General features: G+C 67.4%; 20 protein-coding genes. 13 read left to right on the top strand and 7 right to left on the bottom strand.

Translation table 11 applies throughout. The features are described 5' to 3' along the window. Positions 1 to 197: 197 nt before the first annotated feature. The 5 genes from MHN84_RS26750 to MHN84_RS26725 all read left to right on the top strand — a co-directional run bounded on the left by MHN84_RS26750 (position 198) and on the right by MHN84_RS26725 (position 6,256). Positions 198 to 1,436 (top strand): DNA polymerase domain-containing protein, encoded by a 1,239-nt coding sequence (locus tag MHN84_RS26750; RefSeq protein WP_241207500.1) that lies wholly within the window; start codon positions 198 to 200, stop codon positions 1,434 to 1,436. Positions 1,437 to 1,586: 150 nt separating this feature from the next. After that, on the top strand, positions 1,587 to 1,994 hold the full coding sequence (locus MHN84_RS26745) for an STAS domain-containing protein (RefSeq protein WP_241207499.1): 408 nt from the start codon (positions 1,587 to 1,589) through the stop codon (positions 1,992 to 1,994). Between the two features lie 126 nt (positions 1,995 to 2,120). Then, positions 2,121 to 3,311 (top strand): acyl-CoA dehydrogenase family protein, encoded by a 1,191-nt coding sequence (locus MHN84_RS26740; RefSeq protein WP_241207498.1) that lies wholly within the window; start codon positions 2,121 to 2,123, stop codon positions 3,309 to 3,311. 154 nt (positions 3,312 to 3,465) lie between these two features. Further along, the gene (locus tag MHN84_RS26735) at positions 3,466 to 4,578 is read left to right on the top strand and encodes an acyl-CoA dehydrogenase family protein (protein ID WP_241207505.1); all 1,113 of its coding nucleotides are present in this window, start codon (positions 3,466 to 3,468) and stop codon (positions 4,576 to 4,578) included. A 265-nt stretch (positions 4,579 to 4,843) separates the two neighbouring features. Further along, positions 4,844 to 6,256, top strand: a complete 1,413-nt coding sequence (locus MHN84_RS26725; RefSeq protein WP_241207496.1) for an NCS2 family permease — start codon at positions 4,844 to 4,846, stop codon at positions 6,254 to 6,256. A 26-nt stretch (positions 6,257 to 6,282) separates the two neighbouring features. Here the strand turns inward: MHN84_RS26725 and MHN84_RS30050 are convergent, their stop codons facing one another. Beyond that, a complete protein-coding gene (locus MHN84_RS30050) occupies positions 6,283 to 7,146 on the bottom strand; it encodes a TetR/AcrR family transcriptional regulator (RefSeq protein WP_374238434.1) in 864 nt (287 codons plus the stop codon). Between the two features lie 15 nt (positions 7,147 to 7,161). On the opposite strand from MHN84_RS30050, the gene MHN84_RS26710 reads away from it, so the two are divergent. Beyond that, complete coding sequence (locus MHN84_RS26710; RefSeq protein ID WP_241207495.1) at positions 7,162 to 7,794, top strand: MBL fold metallo-hydrolase; 633 nt, start codon at positions 7,162 to 7,164, stop codon at positions 7,792 to 7,794. Between the two features lie 82 nt (positions 7,795 to 7,876). On the opposite strand, the gene MHN84_RS26705 is transcribed toward MHN84_RS26710, so the two are convergent. From MHN84_RS26705 to MHN84_RS26690, 4 genes are all read right to left on the bottom strand, one after another. Continuing rightward, entirely contained in the window at positions 7,877 to 8,452 is a 576-nt protein-coding gene (locus tag MHN84_RS26705) for a TetR/AcrR family transcriptional regulator (protein WP_241207494.1), read from the bottom strand. 76 nt (positions 8,453 to 8,528) lie between these two features. Then, the gene (locus tag MHN84_RS26700; protein WP_241207493.1) at positions 8,529 to 9,413 is read right to left on the bottom strand and encodes a sugar phosphate isomerase/epimerase family protein; all 885 of its coding nucleotides are present in this window, start codon (positions 9,411 to 9,413) and stop codon (positions 8,529 to 8,531) included. Positions 9,414 to 9,417: 4 nt separating this feature from the next. Continuing rightward, positions 9,418 to 10,449, bottom strand: a complete 1,032-nt coding sequence (locus tag MHN84_RS26695; RefSeq protein ID WP_241207492.1) for a Gfo/Idh/MocA family protein — start codon at positions 10,447 to 10,449, stop codon at positions 9,418 to 9,420. Positions 10,450 to 10,459: 10 nt separating this feature from the next. Then, positions 10,460 to 11,365 carry a sugar phosphate isomerase/epimerase gene (locus MHN84_RS26690; protein ID WP_241207491.1) on the bottom strand — a complete coding sequence of 302 codons (906 nt, stop codon included), beginning with the start codon at positions 11,363 to 11,365 and terminating at the stop codon, positions 10,460 to 10,462. Between the two features lie 155 nt (positions 11,366 to 11,520). Here MHN84_RS26690 and MHN84_RS26685 point away from each other — a divergent pair, with 155 nt between their 5' ends. Next, complete coding sequence (locus tag MHN84_RS26685; protein WP_241207503.1) at positions 11,521 to 12,516, top strand: LacI family DNA-binding transcriptional regulator; 996 nt, start codon at positions 11,521 to 11,523, stop codon at positions 12,514 to 12,516. A 65-nt stretch (positions 12,517 to 12,581) separates the two neighbouring features. Next, a complete protein-coding gene (locus tag MHN84_RS26680) occupies positions 12,582 to 13,640 on the top strand; it encodes an NAD(P)-dependent oxidoreductase (RefSeq protein WP_241207490.1) in 1,059 nt (352 codons plus the stop codon). Between the two features lie 3 nt (positions 13,641 to 13,643). Here the strand turns inward: MHN84_RS26680 and MHN84_RS26675 are convergent, their stop codons facing one another. After that, positions 13,644 to 14,276 (bottom strand): TetR/AcrR family transcriptional regulator, encoded by a 633-nt coding sequence (locus MHN84_RS26675; protein ID WP_241207489.1) that lies wholly within the window; start codon positions 14,274 to 14,276, stop codon positions 13,644 to 13,646. A gap of 89 nt (positions 14,277 to 14,365) precedes the next feature. On the opposite strand from MHN84_RS26675, the gene MHN84_RS26670 reads away from it, so the two are divergent. Both MHN84_RS26670 and MHN84_RS26665 read left to right on the top strand, forming a co-directional pair. Then, positions 14,366 to 15,397 (top strand): Rieske 2Fe-2S domain-containing protein, encoded by a 1,032-nt coding sequence (locus MHN84_RS26670; RefSeq protein ID WP_241207488.1) that lies wholly within the window; start codon positions 14,366 to 14,368, stop codon positions 15,395 to 15,397. A gap of 8 nt (positions 15,398 to 15,405) precedes the next feature. Further along, complete coding sequence (locus tag MHN84_RS26665; protein WP_241207487.1) at positions 15,406 to 16,494, top strand: dihydrodipicolinate reductase; 1,089 nt, start codon at positions 15,406 to 15,408, stop codon at positions 16,492 to 16,494. A 1-nt stretch (position 16,495) separates the two neighbouring features. Here the strand turns inward: MHN84_RS26665 and MHN84_RS29770 are convergent, their stop codons facing one another. After that, positions 16,496 to 17,035, bottom strand: coding sequence for a TetR/AcrR family transcriptional regulator (locus MHN84_RS29770; protein ID WP_255730978.1), 540 nt, complete (start codon positions 17,033 to 17,035; stop codon positions 16,496 to 16,498). Positions 17,036 to 17,092: 57 nt separating this feature from the next. Here MHN84_RS29770 and MHN84_RS26655 point away from each other — a divergent pair, with 57 nt between their 5' ends. The 3 genes from MHN84_RS26655 to bluB are packed head-to-tail and all read left to right on the top strand — an operon-like array spanning position 17,093 to position 19,690. Continuing rightward, the gene (locus MHN84_RS26655) at positions 17,093 to 18,301 is read left to right on the top strand and encodes an MFS transporter (RefSeq protein ID WP_241207486.1); all 1,209 of its coding nucleotides are present in this window, start codon (positions 17,093 to 17,095) and stop codon (positions 18,299 to 18,301) included. Next, positions 18,294 to 19,067, top strand: coding sequence for a precorrin-4 C(11)-methyltransferase (gene cobM / locus MHN84_RS26650; protein WP_241207485.1), 774 nt, complete (start codon positions 18,294 to 18,296; stop codon positions 19,065 to 19,067). Before MHN84_RS26655 ends, cobM begins: the two co-directional genes overlap by 8 nt. Further along, positions 19,064 to 19,690 carry a 5,6-dimethylbenzimidazole synthase gene (gene bluB / locus MHN84_RS26645; protein ID WP_241207484.1) on the top strand — a complete coding sequence of 209 codons (627 nt, stop codon included), beginning with the start codon at positions 19,064 to 19,066 and terminating at the stop codon, positions 19,688 to 19,690. Before cobM ends, bluB begins: the two co-directional genes overlap by 4 nt. Position 19,691 lies beyond the last annotated feature (1 nt).

The following is a 19,691-nucleotide window of genomic DNA, read 5'->3' as shown; positions in this document are numbered from 1 at the left end:
GTGGCGTTTGGAGTTCCAGCCCCCCCGCCTCGAACATCTTGCGGGCGTAGTGCAGCTCCGCGGTCCCGCGATCCCAGTAGATCTCCGCGGACTGAGTGATTTTGCCGAGCGCCTGGGCGGCCAGGTCGGTGAGCGTGGACATGGGTCAACTTTATGTGACGCACCTCGCACACCGGTCTGGAACCTACGATGAAGGAATGGCTGCTCGGGAGTCTTTCGAGATCGGCGGGCAGCAGGTGCCGATCACGAATCCGGACAAGATCGTCTTCCCGGATCTGGGAGTGACCAAAGGCGCGTTGATGGACTACTACGCGGCCGTGGCCGACGGCGCGCTGCGGGGCGTCACCGACCGACCGATGATCCTCAAACGGTTCGTCAAGGGCATCACCGAGGAGGCGGTGTTCCAGAAGCGAGCTCCGCAGAAGCGCCCCGACTTCATCGACGTCGCCGAGCTCAAGTACGCGTCAGGGACGTCGGCGAAAGAGGCGGTGCTGACCAGCCCCGCCGGTCTGATCTGGGCGGTGAACCTCGGCTGCGTCGACCTCAATCCGCACCCGGTGCGGGCCGACGACCTCGACCACCCCGACGAACTGCGCGTCGACCTGGACCCCATGCCGGGTGTCGGATGGCGGCAGATCCTCGACGTGGCGTTCGTGGCCCGCGAAGTGCTCGAGGACCACGGGTTGGTGGCATGGCCGAAGACGTCCGGATCTCGCGGCTTCCACATCTACGCGCGCATCCACCGGCGCTGGCCCTTCACACAGGTGCGGCTGGCGGCCCAGGCCGTCGCCCGCGCGGTGGAGCGGCGCGCTCCGGAGTCCGCGACAGCACGGTGGTGGAAAGAAGAACGCCAGGGCGTCTTCGTCGACTTCAACCAGAACGCGAAGGACCGCACGGTGGCCTCGGCGTACTCGGTGCGCGCCACCCCGGACGCCCGGGTGTCGACGCCCTTGTTCTGGGACGAGGTGGCCGGCTGCCGCCCGGAGGAGTTCACGATCGCGACGGTGCCGGACCGGGTCGCCGAGCACGGCGATCCCTGGGAAGGGATGGACGACACCCCCGGCGGGCTTGAGTCCCTGCTGGAGTTGGCCGAGCGACTCGGCCCGGCGGAGAAGGCGCCCCGCGGGACGCACCGCGTCACCGACGGCCGCCGACACTCGACGAAACCTCTGATCGAGATCGCCAGGACCAAGACCAAGGACGAGGCGATGGCCGCACTGGCCCAGTGGCAGCAGATGCATCCCGACGCGGCCGAAAAGCTCTCGCCGACAGACGTTCTCGTGGACGGAATGCGCGGCCCGAGCTCGATCTGGTACCGCATCCGCATCAACCTCGAGCACGTGCCCGAGCCGGTCCGGCCCGAGCAGGAGGACCTGCTGGCCGACTACAACCCGTGGGTCGGATACACCGGCTCCCAGCAGCAACGCCGCGGGTGAAAGTTACCGACGAGTTTGCTGGCCGCTCTGAAAGCAGTTCTTAGCGAAGTATTAGTGGTTACACCCCACGGCCTTAAATTGGCTCACTACCTTCAATCGTGTCGGGTTCGACGACGGACCCGGTTCAGCACATGATCGAGGGAGGCGGCGATGTACGGCAATCCGACGTTCAATTGCGGTGGCGCCGAGATTCGTGCGCACTGCCGTCAGTTGGCCACCGTGGTCACGATCACGGGTGCGCTCGGCGACTGCGATATCGCCCGCGCCACCGAGTACACGCGCCGCTTCGTCCTCGCGGAGAAGCCGTTCGTGCTCGACCTGAGCGCCGTCACTTCCTGTGACGCCGAGGCTCTTTCGCTTCTTTTCGCCGTGGACGACGCGTGCAGCGCGGCCGGCGTGGAATGGTCCCTGGTGGCCAGCCGCGCGGTCGAGCAGACACTGCGTGCCCACGACATCGAGTTCGACGCGGCCGGCTCCGTTCCCGAGGCCCTCAATCACTTCGCCGATGCGATGGTCGCGCGTCGGCAGCTGCTCCCCCTTCTCACCAAGACTGCGTAAGGATCACTGTGTTACTTGATGTTCGGTGGCTCCGTTACCTCCTGCAGCGCCATCACCGGTCCGAGTTCGATCGCCCGGCGCTCACTGCCGGCTAGACGAACCACGGTCGCCGGTTAAGGTGCTCGTATGGGCACTGCCGTCGACGCTGACCGGGTAGCCGAGGCCGCGCACCGCCTGGTGTCTGAGCACGATCCGCACTCGGTACCGATACCGGAATTCCTCGGAGCGTGCTACGACGCGGGACTGTCCTGGGTACATTTCCCCGAAGGCTTCGGCGGGCTGGGTGCTTCGCGCGGCCTGCAGGCCGTCGCCGATCGAATTCTGCAGGGTGCCGGCGGGCCGGTCCCCCTCGGCCTCAATCCCATGGGCTACGGCATGGCCGCACCCACCATCCGGGAACACGCGCAAACCGACGATGTCCGCCGCGAGTTGCTGCGACCGCTGGCCACCACCGAGCACATCTGGTGTCAGCTGTTCTCCGAGCCGGGTGCGGGCTCCGACCTCGCCGGATTGGCGACATCAGCCGTGCCCGATGGGGACGCCTGGGTGGTCAACGGCCAGAAAGTGTGGACCAGTCTGGCTCACCGGGCGCGCTGGGGACTGTTGCTCGCCCGGACCGACCCGGATGCGCCCAAACACAAGGGTTTGACGTACTTCGTCATCGACATGCACGGCCCCGGCGTCGAGACACGCCCGTTGCGTCAGATGACCGGCCACGCCGAATTCAACGAGGTCTACTTCAGCGACGCCCGGATTCCCGACACCCACCGGCTGGGTGGGGTCGGGGACGGCTGGCGCGTGGCGATGACGACGCTGATGAACGAACGCAGCGCTCTGGGCGCCAGCGGCAGCCGGCGCGGCGCCGGAACGATCGCCGATGCGGTGGCGTTGTGGTCCTCGCGGCCGGACCGCCAGACCGCGGTGCTGCGCGACCGCCTCACCTGCCTCTGGTTGCGTGCCGAGGCCCAGCGGCTGACCTCCGAGCGGTCCCGTGCTTCGGCCACAGTCGGCGGGCCGGGCCCGGAGGGGTCGATCGGCAAGCTGGTCGGTGCCGAGCTGAATCAACACATCTACGAGTTCTGCATGGACTTCCTGGGCCCGGAAGGGCTGCTCTACGACGGGTACGGCGCCGGTGACGGCGATCCCGACGACTACCGCGGACCCATCCAGCAGCGGTTCCTGCGCAGCAGGGCCAACACGATCGAAGGCGGCACGTCAGAGGTGATGCGCAACATTCTGGGCGAGCGGGTCCTCGGCCTGCCGGGTGATCTGCGGGCGGATGCGGGGATGGCGTGGAAGGAGATTCCGCGTGGCTGAGGAGCTTGCGGATCAGCCCGAGGGCACAGCTGAGGAGCTTGCGGATCAGCCGAAAGGCACAGCTGAGGAGCGTGCGGATCAGCCGAAAGGCACAGCTGAGGAGCGTGCGGATCAGCCGAAAGGCACAGCTGAGGAGCTTGCGGGCGATGAGTTCGTGTTCACCGACGAGCAACAGCAGTTGCGCGCGGCGGTGCGGAAGTTCTGCGCCGATCACGTCGACGAGCGCGCGGTCCGCGCGGCCATGGAAGCCGATCCGCCGTACGACCGGGACGTGTGGGCACGGCTGGGCACCGAGCTGGGCGTCCTCGGATTGGCGGTGCCCGAGTCCGCCGGCGGTGTGGGCGGCACGCTGATCGACCAGGCGGTCGCCATCGAAGAGCTGGGCGCGGCGCTCGCGCCGGGGCCGCTGTTCGGCACCGTGTATCTGGCGATCCCGGCGCTCGTCGCGGCGTCCGCTCCGGGTGAGCTGCTCGATGCCTTCGCCGAGGGCACGAAGACCGCGGCGTTCGCCATCGGCGAGGTGACAGCAGCGAACGCCGGCGACGAGTGGAGCCTGACCGGCACGGTCGAGCGGGTGGTCGATGCCGGCTCCGCCGACGTGCTGCTCATCGCCGCCGATGGCCCCGAGGGCATGGCCCTGTTCGCCGTCGACACGGATTCTCCTGCGGTGCAGCGAGTTCCGCTGATGACGCTGGATCCCACCCGCCCACAAGCCACCGTGACACTGTCCGACGCGTCCGCACGGCTGATCGCAGGACCACAGGACGCGGACCGCGTCATCGACCATGCGCTGCACGTCGGCTCGGCTCTGCTCGCTGTCGAACAGGTCGGGGCGGCACAGCATCTGCTCGATCTCAGCGTCGACTACGCACGGAGCCGGCTGCAGTTCGGTCGCCCGATCGGCTCGTTCCAGGCGGTCAAGCACCGCCTGGCCGACGCACTGGTCGCTGTCGAACACGCCCGCTCGACCGCCTACCACGCGATCTGGGCGCTGACCCACGGCACCGACGATCCGGCGTTGGCGGTCAGCATCGCCCAGGCGGTGTGCTCGGCTGCCCTGACGCGAATTGCGAACGACACCATCCAAGTGCACGGAGGTATCGGGTTCACCTGGGAGCATCAGGCCCATCTGTACTACAAGCGGGCATACACCGACGCCGCACTGTTGGGCAGCGCAGAAGATCATCGGGCTCGGGTCGCAGAACTCGTGCTCGACGGCCGGACCGACAAGCCGGGACCTCGTGTCGCTACCGGCATGCCACGGTGAGAGGGGACGACAATGGTTGGAAGGCAACAGGTTCTGGGAGTGGCGGTGATCGCCGCTGCTCTCGCCGCACCGGTCGTCGCCCTCTCCGCGGCCCCGAGCGCCGTCGCGCAACCTCCCGGCTCGTGCCCACCGGGCCAAACCGGCGTGATCTATGGCTGCACGCCGTTCTGTCTCCCGGGCAAAGCACTCGACCTGCAGACGGGTCTGTGCATGCCGGTGGCACCGCCGCCAGCACCGGCACCGTCGTCTCAGTACTGAGCCGCCGATGAACCGAGTGGACCGCTTCTTCGAGATCACGGCCCGCCAGTCGACGGTGGGCACCGAAATACGCGGCGGCGTGGTCACGTTCATCGCGATGGCCTACATCATCGTGCTGAACCCGATCATCCTGTCGAGCCCGAAGGACGTCAGCGGGCAGTCACTGAACTTCGCGCAGGTGTCGGCCACCACCGCGCTGGCCGCCGGCACGATGACGATCCTGTTCGGCTTGATCGCGCGTCTGCCGTTCGCCTTCGCCGCGGGACTGGGCATCAACTCGTTCCTGGCCACCACGGTCGTCGGTCAATTGACCTGGGCCGAAGCGATGGGTCTGGTGGTCATCAACGGTGTGATCATCGTGCTGCTCGCCGTCACCGGGCTGCGCCGCCTCATCTTCGACGCGGTGCCGATGCCGCTCAAACTGGCGATCACGGCGGGTATCGGCCTGTTCATCCTGTTCATCGGACTGGTCGACTCCGGCTTCATCTCATCCACCAAGTTGGCCTCTCCCCCAGTCGGTTTGGGTACCGGCGGGCTCGGATCACTGACAACCGTGCCGACGCTGGTGTTCATCTTCACGCTGCTGCTGACGGGCATCCTGGTCTCCCGCCGGGTGCGCGGCGGCATCCTGATCGGCCTCGTGGCCGGCACCGTCGTCGCCGTCGTCATCGAAGCCATCTGGCACCTCGGCTCGGCCACCGAGAAGCCGGGCGGGTGGTCGCTGTCGGTACCGACGCTGTCCGGATCTCCGTTCGCGCTGCCCGATCTCGGGCTCGTCGGCGACTTCAGCCTGAACAGCTTCAGCCGTATCGGCGTGATCGCCGCGGTGATCCTGATCTTCACGCTGGTGTTCGCGAACTTCTTCGACGCGATGGGCACGATGACCGGCCTGTCCCGGGAGGCCGGGTTGTCCGACGCGCAGGGTAACTTCCCCCGTCTGCGCGCAGCGCTGGTCGTCGAAGGTGCCGGTGCGGTGGTCGGCGGTGCGACGTCGTCGTCGTCGAACACGGTGTTCATCGAGTCCGGTGCAGGCATCGAGGAGGGCGCCCGCACCGGTCTGGCCAACCTCGTCACCGGTGTGCTGTTCCTCGCCGCCATGTTCGTCTCACCGTTGGCGTCGATCGTGCCGACGGAGGTGGCCGCGGCAGCGCTGGTGATCGTCGGGGCGATGATGGTCTCGCATCTGCGCCACATCGAACTCTCGGAGTTCTCGGTTGCGCTCCCGGTCGTGCTGACCGTCGCCGTGATGCCCTTCAGCTACTCCATCGCCAACGGCATCGGTGTCGGGTTCATTTCCTGGGTGGTGATGCGGGCCGCCGCGGGCAAAGCACGCGAGATCAGCCCGTTGCTCTGGGTGGTGGCGGTCGGGTTCGCGATCTACTTCGCCCGCACCCCACTGGAATCCCTGCTCGGCGTCTGACGGCATACCGCACAGTCCCTCGGCGCCTATGCGCAGACGAGAAGGCCTGCCGCTTTTCCTACCGCCGACGCTCTCTGCTCCACGGTGGTGCCCGGCGTCAACGCCTCGCCCCACTGGCCGACCTCGACGGCCCCGTGAGCCAACGCCCACACATGGATCGCGCGGCCGGCCGCATCGGGCGATGACGCCGCCGCCTCGACGGCGTCGACGAGCCGGCCGAATGAGGCCAGCGCAGCTGCACGCAGTGCATCCCCCTCGACCCCCCCGACCTCCGTCGGTACCGTGCGAAACATCAATCGGTAGTGAGTTCGGTGCTGCGTTCCGAAACAGACATATCGTTCGACCATCGTCTCCAGCCGGCGGCGGGATGAACGGCGACCGTGAAGCACCTCGTCTTGGATCCGGGTCAGCTCATCGAAACCATCGCGCGCCACGGCTGCGAAGAGTGCGTCCCTGTCCTCGAAGTGGTGATACGGCGCGGCCGCCGAGACACCGGCCCGCCGCGCCACGGCGCGCAAAGTCACTGCGTCGGGCGTTGATTCGGCGACGAGCTCGAGTGCCGCGCGTATCAATCCACGACGAAGGTCGCCATGGTGGCGGCCGACTGGGCGTCCCATGGTCAGAGATTGACAGTGTTCAACAAACGAGTCAAGATTAACACTGTTAAACGAGAGAGGCGTCCGGTGCGAGGTCACGCGACAGCACAATTCAGCGTCGACGGTGTTCGCATCGCCGTGCACGCGCTGCGGTGCGGACACGTGACCGTCAAGCGATCGCACGCCGTGTGTTGCCTTCCGGAAATAACCCCCGCAGCCCTTCGCTTCGCCGCCATCCTGGCCGATCGACGCTTCGCCGAACCGATGCCGATCTGGTGCTACGTCGTCGAACATCCCGAAGGCGTCGTCGTGATCGACGCAGGCGCCGACCCGTCGTACAACGACCCCGCGTCCTGGGCCTGCGATCCGCGGACCGGGGCGACAATCCGATCGTTCATCCGGATCGATGCGAGCCACGCGGATACCCTGCCGCACGTCCTGTCGCGTATTGGCCTGCGAGCCAACGACGTACGCACTCTTGTTCTGACTCACCAACACATCGACCATACGGGCGCCGTTCCCGCGTTTCCCGACGCCGACATCTGGACCACGAGAGCCGAGGATGACGCAGCGCGGCGTATCGGGGCTCTTCATTGGCGCTGGCGCAACTCATCGACCAAGATCCGGCACGTCGACATCAGCGGCACATCAACTGATCTGGGGACTGCGGTGCACCTCACTCGCGACGGTGCTCTCACCGCCATTCACACACCCGGCCACACGCCGGGGTCGGTCACGGTACGACTGCGAACCGATGACATCGACATCTGGTTCACCGGCGACACCTCGTTCACCGCGGCCGGCATGGATCCGTCCGCACCCACGGCGGGAATCCATTCCGACATGCGCCGGGTGCGCCGGTTACAGGAGCGGCTCAGGGCGGCCGGTCTACTCCTACCTGCGCACGATCCCACGGTGCCCGATCGCCTCGACGACGTCTGAGGTGGTGGGGCCCGACCTGGCGCGGACTACCGGCATACCGATCCACACGGTGCAGACATCTACGGATGTCACGCAGTCGACATCAACCGCTTGTCTGACGGGCCGACCGTTCGACGGCGACACCGGTGATGACGGCACGGATCTGCCGTTCGATGTCGTCCCGGGTGAGCACGTCGGGAGAATCATTGGCCAGAGCGAACATCTGACCACCGAGATAGGCCATCAACACCGAGGTCTGCTCGTCGCACAGCGTGCGATCCATGTCGGTGCCGTTGTCGTGATGCAAAGCGATCACCAAACGCTCGGCCAGCGCCCGGTAACTCTCGGAGATCTGCCGGAAGCCGGACGCGATGCCGGGGTCGCGCCGCGCCGACATGGTCAGTTCCAGACGGGCGCGCGTCCGTGACAGCTGCGGCTCGCACCTGACGGCGAGGATCTGGTCGGCGAGCATTCCCGTGATGACCTCTCCGCTGCCGTTCGGCGCGTCCTTGAACACCTCGGTGAATGTCTCTGCGTCGTAGCGCACCAGCTGGTCGGCGACGCCGTGCAGCAGCGCAGCGCGGGTGCGGTAGTAGAAGGACGTGGTGCCGTCGGAAACGCCGGCTTGCCGGTCGACCTTGAGATGGCTCAGTCCGCGTGGTCCCTCGGTGGCGAGCAACTCGATGGCGGCGTCGCACAGCCGGCGACGCCGCTCAGCAGCATTGTGCTTTCGCTTGTTCTCAACACTGGCGATCCTAGCGATATTTGGCCACGTAGTCCGTCATCGTCTTCAGTTGGAAACGCGACACCTCGTGAGCGGTCTCGTCTTCGGCGAACACGCTCGACACCATCACGGTGTCGTCCCGGTCGTAGAAGCCGAGACGGGCGAGTCCGCCGAAGAACTCGTGCCAGTCCACGTCGCCGTCACCGATCTTGAGGTGCTGATGCACCCGGACGGGATTGCCGGGCGGATTGGTGATGTAGCGCAAACCGTGGGAGCGGTGGTGGTCCATGGTGTCGGCGACGTGTACCAGTCGCAGCAGATCACCTGCTGCCGACATGATCTCCGCCATGTTCGAGCCCGCGTGGACCCCCATGTGAAAGGAGTGGCAGGCGACGTAGACCATCCCGATGTGCGGCGAGTTCACGCCGCGGATGATGCGCACCGCCTCGAGGCCGTCCTCCACGAAGTCGTCCGGATGGGGATCGATCCGGACGTCGATACCCTCGCGCTCGAAGAGCGGCAGCAGCTCCTCCATCGACCGGAAGAAGGCCCGCTCGGATTCTTCGGCTTTCTCGGGTCTGCCCGAGAACTCGGTGTTGATGACGTCGACCCCGAGATCGACGGTGATCTGCACGACGCGTTTCCAGTTCCGCACAGCGGCCTCTCGGGCGTCCTCGTCAGGACCCGACCACCGCAACACCGGAAGGACCGACGCGATACCCACTCCGGCGGCGGCACAGGCCCTGCGGAACCGGGCCACCAACGCGTCGTCGGCGCGCGGGTGGTTGTAGAACGGGATGAAATCCCGGTGTGGGGTCAATTGCAAATACTCGAAGCCCAATTCGGCGACCAGAGCCGGAATCTCGAGCAGCGGGTAGTCGTGGTGAAACGGCGTGGGGTCGAGGGCGATCATCACGCTGTCACGCTCCGGGGATCGAGGCGCGGTCGACCATGCTCACGGCGACAGGTTGGCCTGACCGCAGGGCCTGCACCCCGGCTTCGCAGACCGCGGCCGCGGCGTAGCCGTCCCACGCCCCGGGACCGTCGGTGTACGTGCCGGTGGTCGCCCCGGTACGGACGGCATCGACCCATCGTTGGATCTCGGCGTCGTACGCGCGGCCGAAGCGCTCACGGAAGCCGGGTGTGATGTCACCACCCCAGGTGCCGGGTGCACTTCTGTGCACGAGGCCGACGTCGAGACCGATCATCGCGCTTCCCTTTTCGGCGACCAGCTCTGTGCGCACCTCGTAGGCCACCCCTGTGGTGACGAACAGCTCGACGTCGACGTGCTTGCCGCTCGCGGTCCGCAGGATCGCGATCTGCGGATCGGACAATCCCTGACGGGCAGAGGGATTCGGCGTCGGAGTCACGATCTGGATCGAGGCGACCTCCTCACCGAACAAGAATCGCGTCACGTCGACTTCGTGGACGAGTGAATCACGCACCGTCATCGCCGAGTCGAAATGTTCGGGGACGCTGGGGTTGCGGTGCACGCAGTGCAGCAGAAGGGGGTTGCCGAGATCGCCCCTGTCGATGAGCGCTTTGAGTTCGACGTACTCGTGGTCGAAGCGCCGCATGAATCCGACCTGGATGAGCCGCATTCCGAGCTCCGCTTCGCGGCGCACCACCGCCAACGAGGTGTCGACATCGGTGGTGAGCGGCTTTTCGCACAGGACGGGCTTGCGGTGCTCGAGGCAGGCGAGAAGCTGCTTCTCGTGGGTCGGCCCCGGGGTTGCGAGCAGGACCGCGTCGACGTCGGGCTCGGCGATCGCATCGAGAGGATCGGCGATCGCGCGGCAGTCGGGGATGCCGGCGGCGATCTGTTCGGCCTTCTCGGTGACGTAGTCGTTGACCACGGCGACGCGGGCGCCGGAGATCCGGGCCTGGATGCGGGCGACGTGATCGGCGCCCATCACGCCGACTCCCAGGACGGCAACGCGAAGATCGGACATGACTGAACTCCTAACGGAACGTGACAGCGGGAACGCCGCAGGACCCGAGGTAGGTGCGGGTGCGACGGGCGATGGGAAGCGGTGCGTCGACGTCGCAGGGGTACATGTCCTGCTCGACGATCGCGAACACGTCGATGCCGAGACGTTCGATCTCGGCCAGCAGCGGCGGCATGTCCGGAATCCCCAGCGGGGGTTCGATCATGGCGCCGCGCCTCACGGCCTCGCCGAACGGCAGGTCCTCGGCGTCGACCGTGGCGCACACCTGCGGGTCCACCTGCTTGAGGTGCAGGTACCCGATGCGCTCGGGCGCGCGACGGATGATCGCGATGTTGTCCCCGCCGCAGTAGGAGATGTGTCCGGTGTCCAGGCAGAGATTCACATACCGGGAATCGGTGCCGTCGAGGAACCGGTAGACGTTCTCCTCGGTGTCCACATGGGAGTCGGCATGCGGATGGTATTGCGCTCGCACGCCGTAGGTTTCGAACATCGCCTTGCCGAGGGCGTTCATGCCCTCCGTCTTCTTCTTCCACTGCTCGGCCGTGAGTGAGCGGTCTTCTCGCACGTCGCCGCTCGACGGATCACGCCACATCTCGGGGATGACGACCACGTGCGTCCCGCCGACAGCGGCGGTCAGCCGAGCCACGTGCTCGACCTGGCCCCACACCGCTGCCCAGGCGTCATCGCGGTGAAGGTGTTCGAACACCGTTCCCGCAGAGAGCCGTAGCCCTCGCGCGCCGAGCTCTGTCAGGAGTTCGTCCGGATCGGTCGGTAGGTAACCGTACGGGCCGAGCTCTATCCACTCGTAGCCGGATTCGGCGACCTCGTCGAGGAACCGGCTGTAGGGCGTCTGGAGCGGATCGTCGGGGAACCACACTCCCCAGGAGTCCGGTGCAGACCCGACGCGAATGGTACTCATGGACATCCTCTCGGCGGGGTCGCTGAAACTCGGAACTAACGCGCGTTAGTAACGCGCGTGAGGACTACTATGGGGCTCGTCTCGCATCTGTGTCAACCGTCACCCCTGCCCGGAGGAATCGCTCTGTGAGCACCGCGCGCCGGCGTCGTCCCACGATGGCCGATGTCGCCGAACGTGCCGGGGTGTCCCGCACGCTGGTCTCCTTCGTCCTCGACGGCAAACCGGGCGCCAGCGACGAGACCCGCCGACGCGTCCTGGCCATCGCCGAGGAGATCGGCTATCGACCTGATTCCGCAGCCCGCCTGTTGGCGCAGGGCCGCAGCCGCACCCTCGGCGTCATGATCGACATCCGCCAGCTGTTCCAGGCCGAAGTGGTCACCGCGATCTACCCCGCCGCGGAGCGCCTCGGTTACGAGGTGCTGCTGTCGGCCAATCTGCCGGACCGCACCGAGGAGGCTGTGGTCGAGTCGCTCCTCAGTCACCGCTGCGGCGCCCTCGTCCTGCTCGGGCCGCATTCCGATCGATCCGACCTGCTGCGGCTCGCCGAGCGAGTACCCGTCGTGGTGGCCTGTCGCAGGCTGCCGGGCCTGGCGCCCGACACCCCACTGGCCACGGTGCGGACCAACGACGCCAAGGGGATCCGACAGGCGGTCGACTACCTGGTGGGCCTGGGCCATCGCCGCATCCACCACGTCGACGGCGGCACGGATCCGGGTTCGGCCGACCGCGCCCGGGCCTACCGATCGGCGATGCGCGCGCACGGCCTGACCGACGAGATCACCGTCATCGCGGGCGCCCACAACGAAGAAGCGGGCGCTGCGGCGGCGCGGACGATGCTGACCGCAGACGAACTCCCGACCGCGGTACTGGCGGGCAACGATCGCTGCGCCCTGGGCGTTCTCGATGTGTTCACGCGATCGGGAATCGCGGTGCCCGAGCACGTTTCACTCGTCGGGTACGACGACACCCGGCTCTCCGACAACCCACGGATCGATCTGACCACGATCCACCAGGATGCACCCGAGATCGCCTGCCGATCCGTCGAATTGGCAGTCGAGATGCTCGTCGACGGCTCTGTCGGCGGCAGCAGAGACGTCGTGCTGGAGCCGGCACTGGTGGTCCGCGGAACGACTGCGCCGCCACGCGCCTGACCCGGTGTGCGAGCCTGAACATCAGGCTGATCAAGGTTCAGCGAATCCACGTCGAGGAGGACCAAGTGCCAGGGACGGTGATGGTGACCGGAGGTTTCGGTCTGGTGGGAACGGCGACGGTGAGCCGGCTCGCGGAACTGGGCCGCACGGTCGTGGTCGCCGACCTCGACACCCCGACAAACCGCGGGTCTGCGGCGAGCCTGCCCGACAACGTGAGCGCGGTATGGGTCGACCTGACGGATCGACATCAGACGGCGCGCGTCGTCGCCGAGGTGGCGCCGGAGGTCATCATCCACCTGGCGGCGATCATCCCGCCGGGCATCTACCGCAACAGGACGCTGGCCCGGCGGGTCAATGTCGACGCCACGCGCGCCCTGGTCGAGATCGCTGAATCTCTGCCGGCGCCACCGCGATTCGTGCAGGCATCCAGCAACGCGGTCTACGGCTCGCGCAACCCGCATCGAGCGGACGGACCGGTGACGGCGGACATGCCGATGCGTCATGCCGACCTCTACAGCGCCCACAAAGCCGAGGCGGAGTCGATCGTGCGAGCCTCCAGCCTGGATTGGGTGGTTCTGCGGCTGGGCGGTGTCCTCAGTGTCGACCCCGGCGCCATCCCCTTCAGCGCCGACGCGCTCTACTTCGAGAGCTGCCTGCCCGTCGACGGCCGCATACACACCGTCGACGTCCGCGACGTCGCCTGGGCGTTCGCCGCCGCCACCACCGCCGACGTCGTCGGCGAGATCCTGCTCATCGCCGGCGACGACTCGCATCGCCGGGTGCAAGGGGAGGTCGGGGCTGCCCTGGCCGCCGCCCGCGGCCTCGTCGGCGGTCTCCCGCAGGGACGCAGAGGGAACCCCGAGCGCGACGACGACTGGTTCGTCACCGACTGGATGGACACCTCCCGCGCCCAACAGGCCCTCGGTTTCCAGCACCACACGTGGGAGGACATGCTCGCCGAGGCCCGCCGAAACGCCGGCCCCACACGGCACCTCCTGCGCCTGGTGGCCCCCGTCGTCCGTGTGCTCCTGGCTCGCCGATCGGCCTACTACGGTCGACCGGGGGAATACGCCGATCCGTGGGCCGTCATCAGCCGCACGATCGGTGACGCCTCGCCCGACTGATGCTCAGCCCGGTGTGTCCGATCCTGCGAGGTAGGCCACGATGGCGCTGGTGAGGCCATCTCGCGCGACGTCGAGATCGTTGAAGCTCCCGAGTTGCTTCTCCGACACCAGGCCCCGCATGGCACCGGGGATGAAGACCGCCACCTTGTGCACGCGGTGCGGATCGACACGGAGATCAGCAAACGCTCTCTGGCACAAGTCGTTCCAACTCTGCCCCCAGGAGCGCAACTCTGCAGCGGTGGCGGGGTAGAGCCGATCGAGCTCGGCCGGGTCCCGAGGAAGCGCCGCCCGTAGATTCTCGATGGCGCGCGAGTCGGGCGCTTCCAGACCGTCGTAGAGCGTGTCGACGATCGCTGCGACGCGGTCGCGGAGGGAGGCCCCCGTCTCCGACGCGGTGACGACGTCACCGCGTCGTTCCGCGGTGTGGTGCAGTACCGCGGCCCAGAAACCGTCGGCGTCACCGAACTGATACTGGATGGTTCCCCACGTGACCCCGATGGCTTTCGCGACCCGATTCGCCGACACCGCGGCGGGGTCACCGGTGGCCAGCGCGTCCACGGCCGCGCTCAACAACGCTCGGCGCGTGGCAATTCCGCGCCTGTTCGCCGTGCGGCCGGCGCTGTCCGGTTGCGGCACCGGCCCATCCTAGCCCCGGATCACCGAGAATCATTGACTCTTCTATGAAGCTTTCATAGAGTCATCCTCGGTACTGGAAGGGGATCGCTGTGGCGAAGCCGCCGTTGTCGATGACACCGACCGGATGGTTCCAGGTGGCGTGGTCCGACGAGATCGGCATCGGAGACGTCCACCGCATGCACTACTTCGGCCAGGACCTCATCGCGTGGCGCACCGAAGCCGGCGAGGTGTCGGTGATGCACGCGTACTGCGAGCACCTCGGCGCACATCTGGGCTTCGGCGGCCGCGTGATCGGCGAGGTGATCCAGTGCCCCTTCCACGGGTGGCAGTGGAACACCGAGGGCCGCAACGTCTGCATCCCGTATGAGAAGCGGCCGAACCGGGGTCGCCGGATTCCGTCGTTCCCGGTGGTGGAACGCAATGCCTCCGTCTACATCTGGCACGACACATCGGGCCGTGAGCCGTTTTTCGCAGCGCCCGATGTGTTCGACAGCTTCGGCGACGGTTCCAGCGTCGACGACTACTACCCCCAGCAGCGACTGTTCGAGCAAGGGCTCGAGATGCATCCGCAGTACGTGCTCGAGAACGGCGTCGACGTCGAGCACTTCCGTTACGTCCACGAGACACCGATCAATCCTGTGTTCACGCGGCACGATTTCGACCAACCGGTGTCCTACGTCGATTTCACGATCACCTTCGACGGAGACGAGCAGCAGACGATCGACGACGTCACCAGCGGCGTGCAAGCCATCAACGGCGGCCTCGGCATCGCGGTGACCAAGAGCTGGGGCATGATCGACAACCGGACGATCTCCTGCATCACCCCGGTCGACGATCGCACGTCCGACGTCCGCTTCATGACCTACATCGGCAAGCCGAAGCGGCCGCCCCGCGATCCCGAGAAGGCGCGTGTGAAGGCCGAACAGTTCGGCAACGAGGTGATCCGCCAGTTCAGGCAGGACATCCACATCTGGTCGCACCAGAGGTACTCGGACCCACCCGCTTTGGCCACCTCGGAGATGCGGGGCTTCACCGCGATCCGGGAGTGGGCGCGCCAGTTCTACCCAGACGGCATCGGCGGCAGCGCCGCCGAGGTCAACGCGGCTCGACAGAAGGACTGAACCAGCAGATGACGAACAGCACCCCGATACGCGTCTTCCAGGTCGCCACCGGCAACGTGGGCTCCGAAATGATCAAGCGCATCGCGACCCAACCGGATCTCGAACTGATCGGCGTGCACTGCTACTCGCCCGAGAAGGTGGGCAAGGACGTCGGTCAGCTCGCCGGGTTGGCGCCCAACGGCGTCATCGCCACCGGCACGGTCGACGAGATCATCGCTGCCGCACCGGATGTCGTGACCTTCCACGGTGTGTTCCCCGACGAGGATCTCTATGTGCAGGTGCTGGAGGCCGGCATCGACATCGTCACCACCGCGGATTGGATCACCGGGTATCACCGCGACACCAACCATCCCCACCACTCCGGCAAGAAGGTGACCGACCTGCTCGCCGAAGCGTGTCGCGCGGGCGGATCGACGTTCTACGGCACCGGCATGAACCCCGGCCTCAACCAGATCCTCGGCGTCGTGGCCTCGGCCGATGTGGCCGAGATCGAGAACATCGTCACGCTCGAATCCGTCGACGTGTCATGCCATCACAGCAAGGAGACGTGGATCGAGGTGGGCTACGGCCTACCCGTCGACGATCCGAGCATCCCGGGCAAGCTGCGCAAGTACACGGAGGTGTTCGCCGACTCGGTCTACATGATGGCCGACTGCTTCGGGCTGGAACTCGACGAGGTCAGATTCGAGTTCGAATTGGGAGCGTGCACCGAAGACGTCGATCTGGGGTGGTACCGATTACCGAAGGGTTCGGTGGGCGGCAGCTACATCTCCTACATCGGAACGGTCGACGGAATCCCGCGCATCGAAACGCATCTCGAATGGCAGATGACACCGCACACCGACCCGAGTTGGGACATCAAGGGCTGCTACATCACTCAGATCAAGGGTGATCCGTGTATCTACAACAAACACATGATCTTCCCCAAGCCGGGCGTCGACCTGTCCGACCCCGCCAACTTCGCGTCCATCGGCATGACGGTGACCGGGATGCCCGCGCTCAACGCCATCACAGCCGTCGTCGCCGCTCCCCCGGGCATCCTGACCAGCGCCGACCTGCCCCTGCGTGGATTCGCCGGACGGTTCGCACTCGACTGAATCAGGACTCGGCGGCGGCCGCGACCATCCGGTCGATCACCGCGAGCAGTCCCTCGTCCGCAGCGGACGCGACGGGTTGCCCACCGAGCGCCCGGTGCAGCGCGTTGTAGTAGAGGCCGTCACCGATCAGCTTGACCGCTCGGGCCGTGTCGAGGTCGCCGATCGCCTCGTGCAGGATCGACAACCACTCCTGCGCCGCAGATTCGATGGCGGCGCGGGCGCGGGTGTCCCCGGCCTGCCGCAGCCGCGACGCGGCGACCAGGATCCGGTCGAGCGGAGTGCCTGCGTAGTGGGACGAGCTCACGTAGTAGCGGGCCGGTCCCTCCGCGGCGGTGCGCATCTCGCGCGCATCCTCGGCAGCGAGTGTGTCCAGCCGTTCGCACACGGCGGCGGCGAGGTGTTCCTTCGACGGGAAGTGGTACAGCACCCCGCCCTTGGACACCCCGGCCCGCGCCGCCACCGCGTCGATGGTGGCGAAGCGCTCCCCCTCTTCGGCGAGCAGGACTGCGTAGGCATCGAGGATGCGATCCCGCGAGGACATGGGCCCAGCCTAAAACTCGGTGGTTTACTGCACCGTCTGGACGGTACAGTCCCCGGCATGGGGATCTACCGCGAACTGTTCCGCGTCCCCCGCGTACCGAACATCACCGCCGCGCAGCTGTTCGCACGGCTGCCGCTCGGCATGCTCTCCTTGGCGATCCTGGTGCACGTCGAACACCGCACCGGCTCCTACGCCACCGCCGGCGTGGTGGTCGCCTGCCTGACCGTCGGCGAAGCTATCGCCATGCCGCTGACTTCGCGGCTCGCCGGCCGCGGTGATCGAACGACGGCGACGCTGGCGGCGTGCGCCGCGGTCAACGGCGCCGGCATGCTCGGACTCGCCGGCGCGACGTTCTCCGGACCGCCCTTGATGGCGCTCGGCCTGCTGGTCGGAGCGTCGGTGCCGCCCCTGATGCCCGTGGTCCGTGCCCTGTACCCGCAGATGTTGCCGCGCGATGGCGTGCGTGCGCTCTTCGCTTTGGACACCACGGCTCAGGAAATCATCTGGGTCATCGGCCCCGTCGCGGCGATGGCTCTGTCGACACTGGTCTCCACCGCGATGCCGCTGATCGCCTCCGCCGCGATCACCGCCGTGGGCACCGCCTGGTTCCTGGCCAGCGCGCGGGGCCTGCGCCCGCGCTCACGCCCCCGCGGCCGTGCTCGTGGCCGCGTGCTGATGCGCCGCAGCGTGCTGTTGGCCATGGTCGCCGGGGGCGCGCTCGTCGGCTCGTTCACCGCACTGGAGGTCGGGGTGGTCGCCGAGCTCGGCAACGGCGGTCTGACCGCGGGTGTCGCCATCGCGCTCGCGAGCGTCGGATCGGTGCTCGGCGGTCTGACCTTCGGGCACCGCCGTCTGGGCCTGAGCGGCGTCGTCGCCGCGCTCTCTGTCGTGGTGGTGGGCACCGTGTCGTTCGGCCTCACGCACGTGTTGGCGCTGCAGATGTGTGCCCTGTTCGTCTCCGGCATGGGGTTCGCGCCGGCGATGTCGGCGCTGTATTTCATGGTGTCGCAGGACGTCGACGACGAGGTGGCCACCGAGGCGTTCGGCTGGCTGCACAGCGGTGCCCTGATCGGTGCCGCGTTGGGCACCTCTGCGGCCGGCGCGGCAACCGATGCGCACGGCCCCGCCGGTGCCGTCGTCGCGGCGACCCTGTTCGCCGTCGTCGCGGCGCTGAGTCCACTCGCGGTGCGCGCGACGGGACGCGTCGGTGGCTTGGAGGAGCCGGTGGCACCCGCGCCCTGCCCTACACTTCGGGTCGATGGATGACGACCGGACTGTGCAGTTCGTCGGCGCCGGTCCGGGTGCGGCCGATCTGCTGACGGTGCGGGCCACGCGCATGCTGGCCGTTGCCGACGTCGTGCTCTACCCGGGCAGCTACCTCGATCCGGAAGTCCTCGCGCACTGTTCGCCCGCGGCCGACCTCGCCGACACCGCCGATCTGGACCTCGACGAGATCGGCGAGCGCATCGTCACCGCGTATCGGGACGGTCGCCGCGTGGTGCGGCTCGTGTCGGGCGACCCGTCGGTGTACTCCGCGCTGTCCGAACAGACCCGCCGACTCGACGCGGCCGACGTGCCCTGGGCGGTGACCCCCGGTGTCCCCGCGTACGCGGCCGCCGCCGCACGCGTCGGGCGGGAGCTCACCGTGCCCCTGGTCGCGCAGTCGGTGGTGTTGACCCGCACCCAGCAGCGGTCCACCGCGATGCCCGAGACCGAATCGCTGGCCGCGTTCGCCGCCACCCGTGCCACGCTGGTGTTGCACCTGGCCGTCACCCGCATCCGCGAGCTGATGGCCGAACTGGCGCCCGACTACGGACCGGACTGCCCCGTCGTCGTCGTGTACCGGGCCTCGCAACCGCAGGAGGTCGTGCTGTCCGGCACGGTGTCCGACATCGCCGACGCCGTGCAGGACGCCGGATTCCGCTACGCCGCAGTCATTCTCGTCGGCCGCGCACTGGCCGACCGGGCCGATCCGTGCGCCGGCGAAAGTCACCTCTACGACCCCGCGCGTGATCGGTCGATCCGACCGTGAGCGATCTCTACGACGTGATCCGCCGGCGCCGCGACACGCGCCGAGAGTTCACCGGCGCACCGGTGCCCGACGATGTCCTCGAACGCGTTCTGCTGGCCGCCCATGCCGCCCCGTCGGTCGGCATGACCCAGCCGTGGGACTTCGTGCTGGTGCGCTCGCGAGAAACCTTGCGCGCATTCCGCGATCATGTCGCCACCGAGCGCGAGGTGTTCGCGTCGACGCTGACAGGTGAACGCGCGGAGACGTTTTCGCGTATCACGATCGAGGGGATCTGCGAATCGGGGCTCGGTGTCGTGGTCGGCTACGACCCCACCCGTGGCGGTTCGCAGGTCCTCGGCCGCCACGCCATCTCCGACGCCGGCCTCTACTCCGTGGTGTGCGCGATCCAGAACCTCTGGCTCGCAGCGACCGTCGAGGGTCTCGGCGTCGGCTGGGTGTCGTTCTATCGCGAGCACTTCCTGCGGACCCTGGTCGGTATGCCCGCCCATGTGCGGCCGGTGGCCTGGCTGTGCGTCGGGTCGGTCGCGGACGTACCCGAGGTGCCCGATCTGGAACGCTTCGGCTGGCGGGCCCGCAGCTCCCTGAAATCGGTGGTGCACGAGGAGCGTTACCGGGCGCGGTGAT

It is taken from the genome of Mycobacterium sp. PSTR-4-N (assembly GCF_022348085.1).
Taxonomy (GTDB): Bacteria; Actinomycetota; Actinomycetes; order Mycobacteriales; family Mycobacteriaceae; genus Mycobacterium.
The sequence above is the reverse complement of the archived record's forward strand: the minus strand, read 5'-3'. Positions and strand labels throughout refer to the sequence as shown.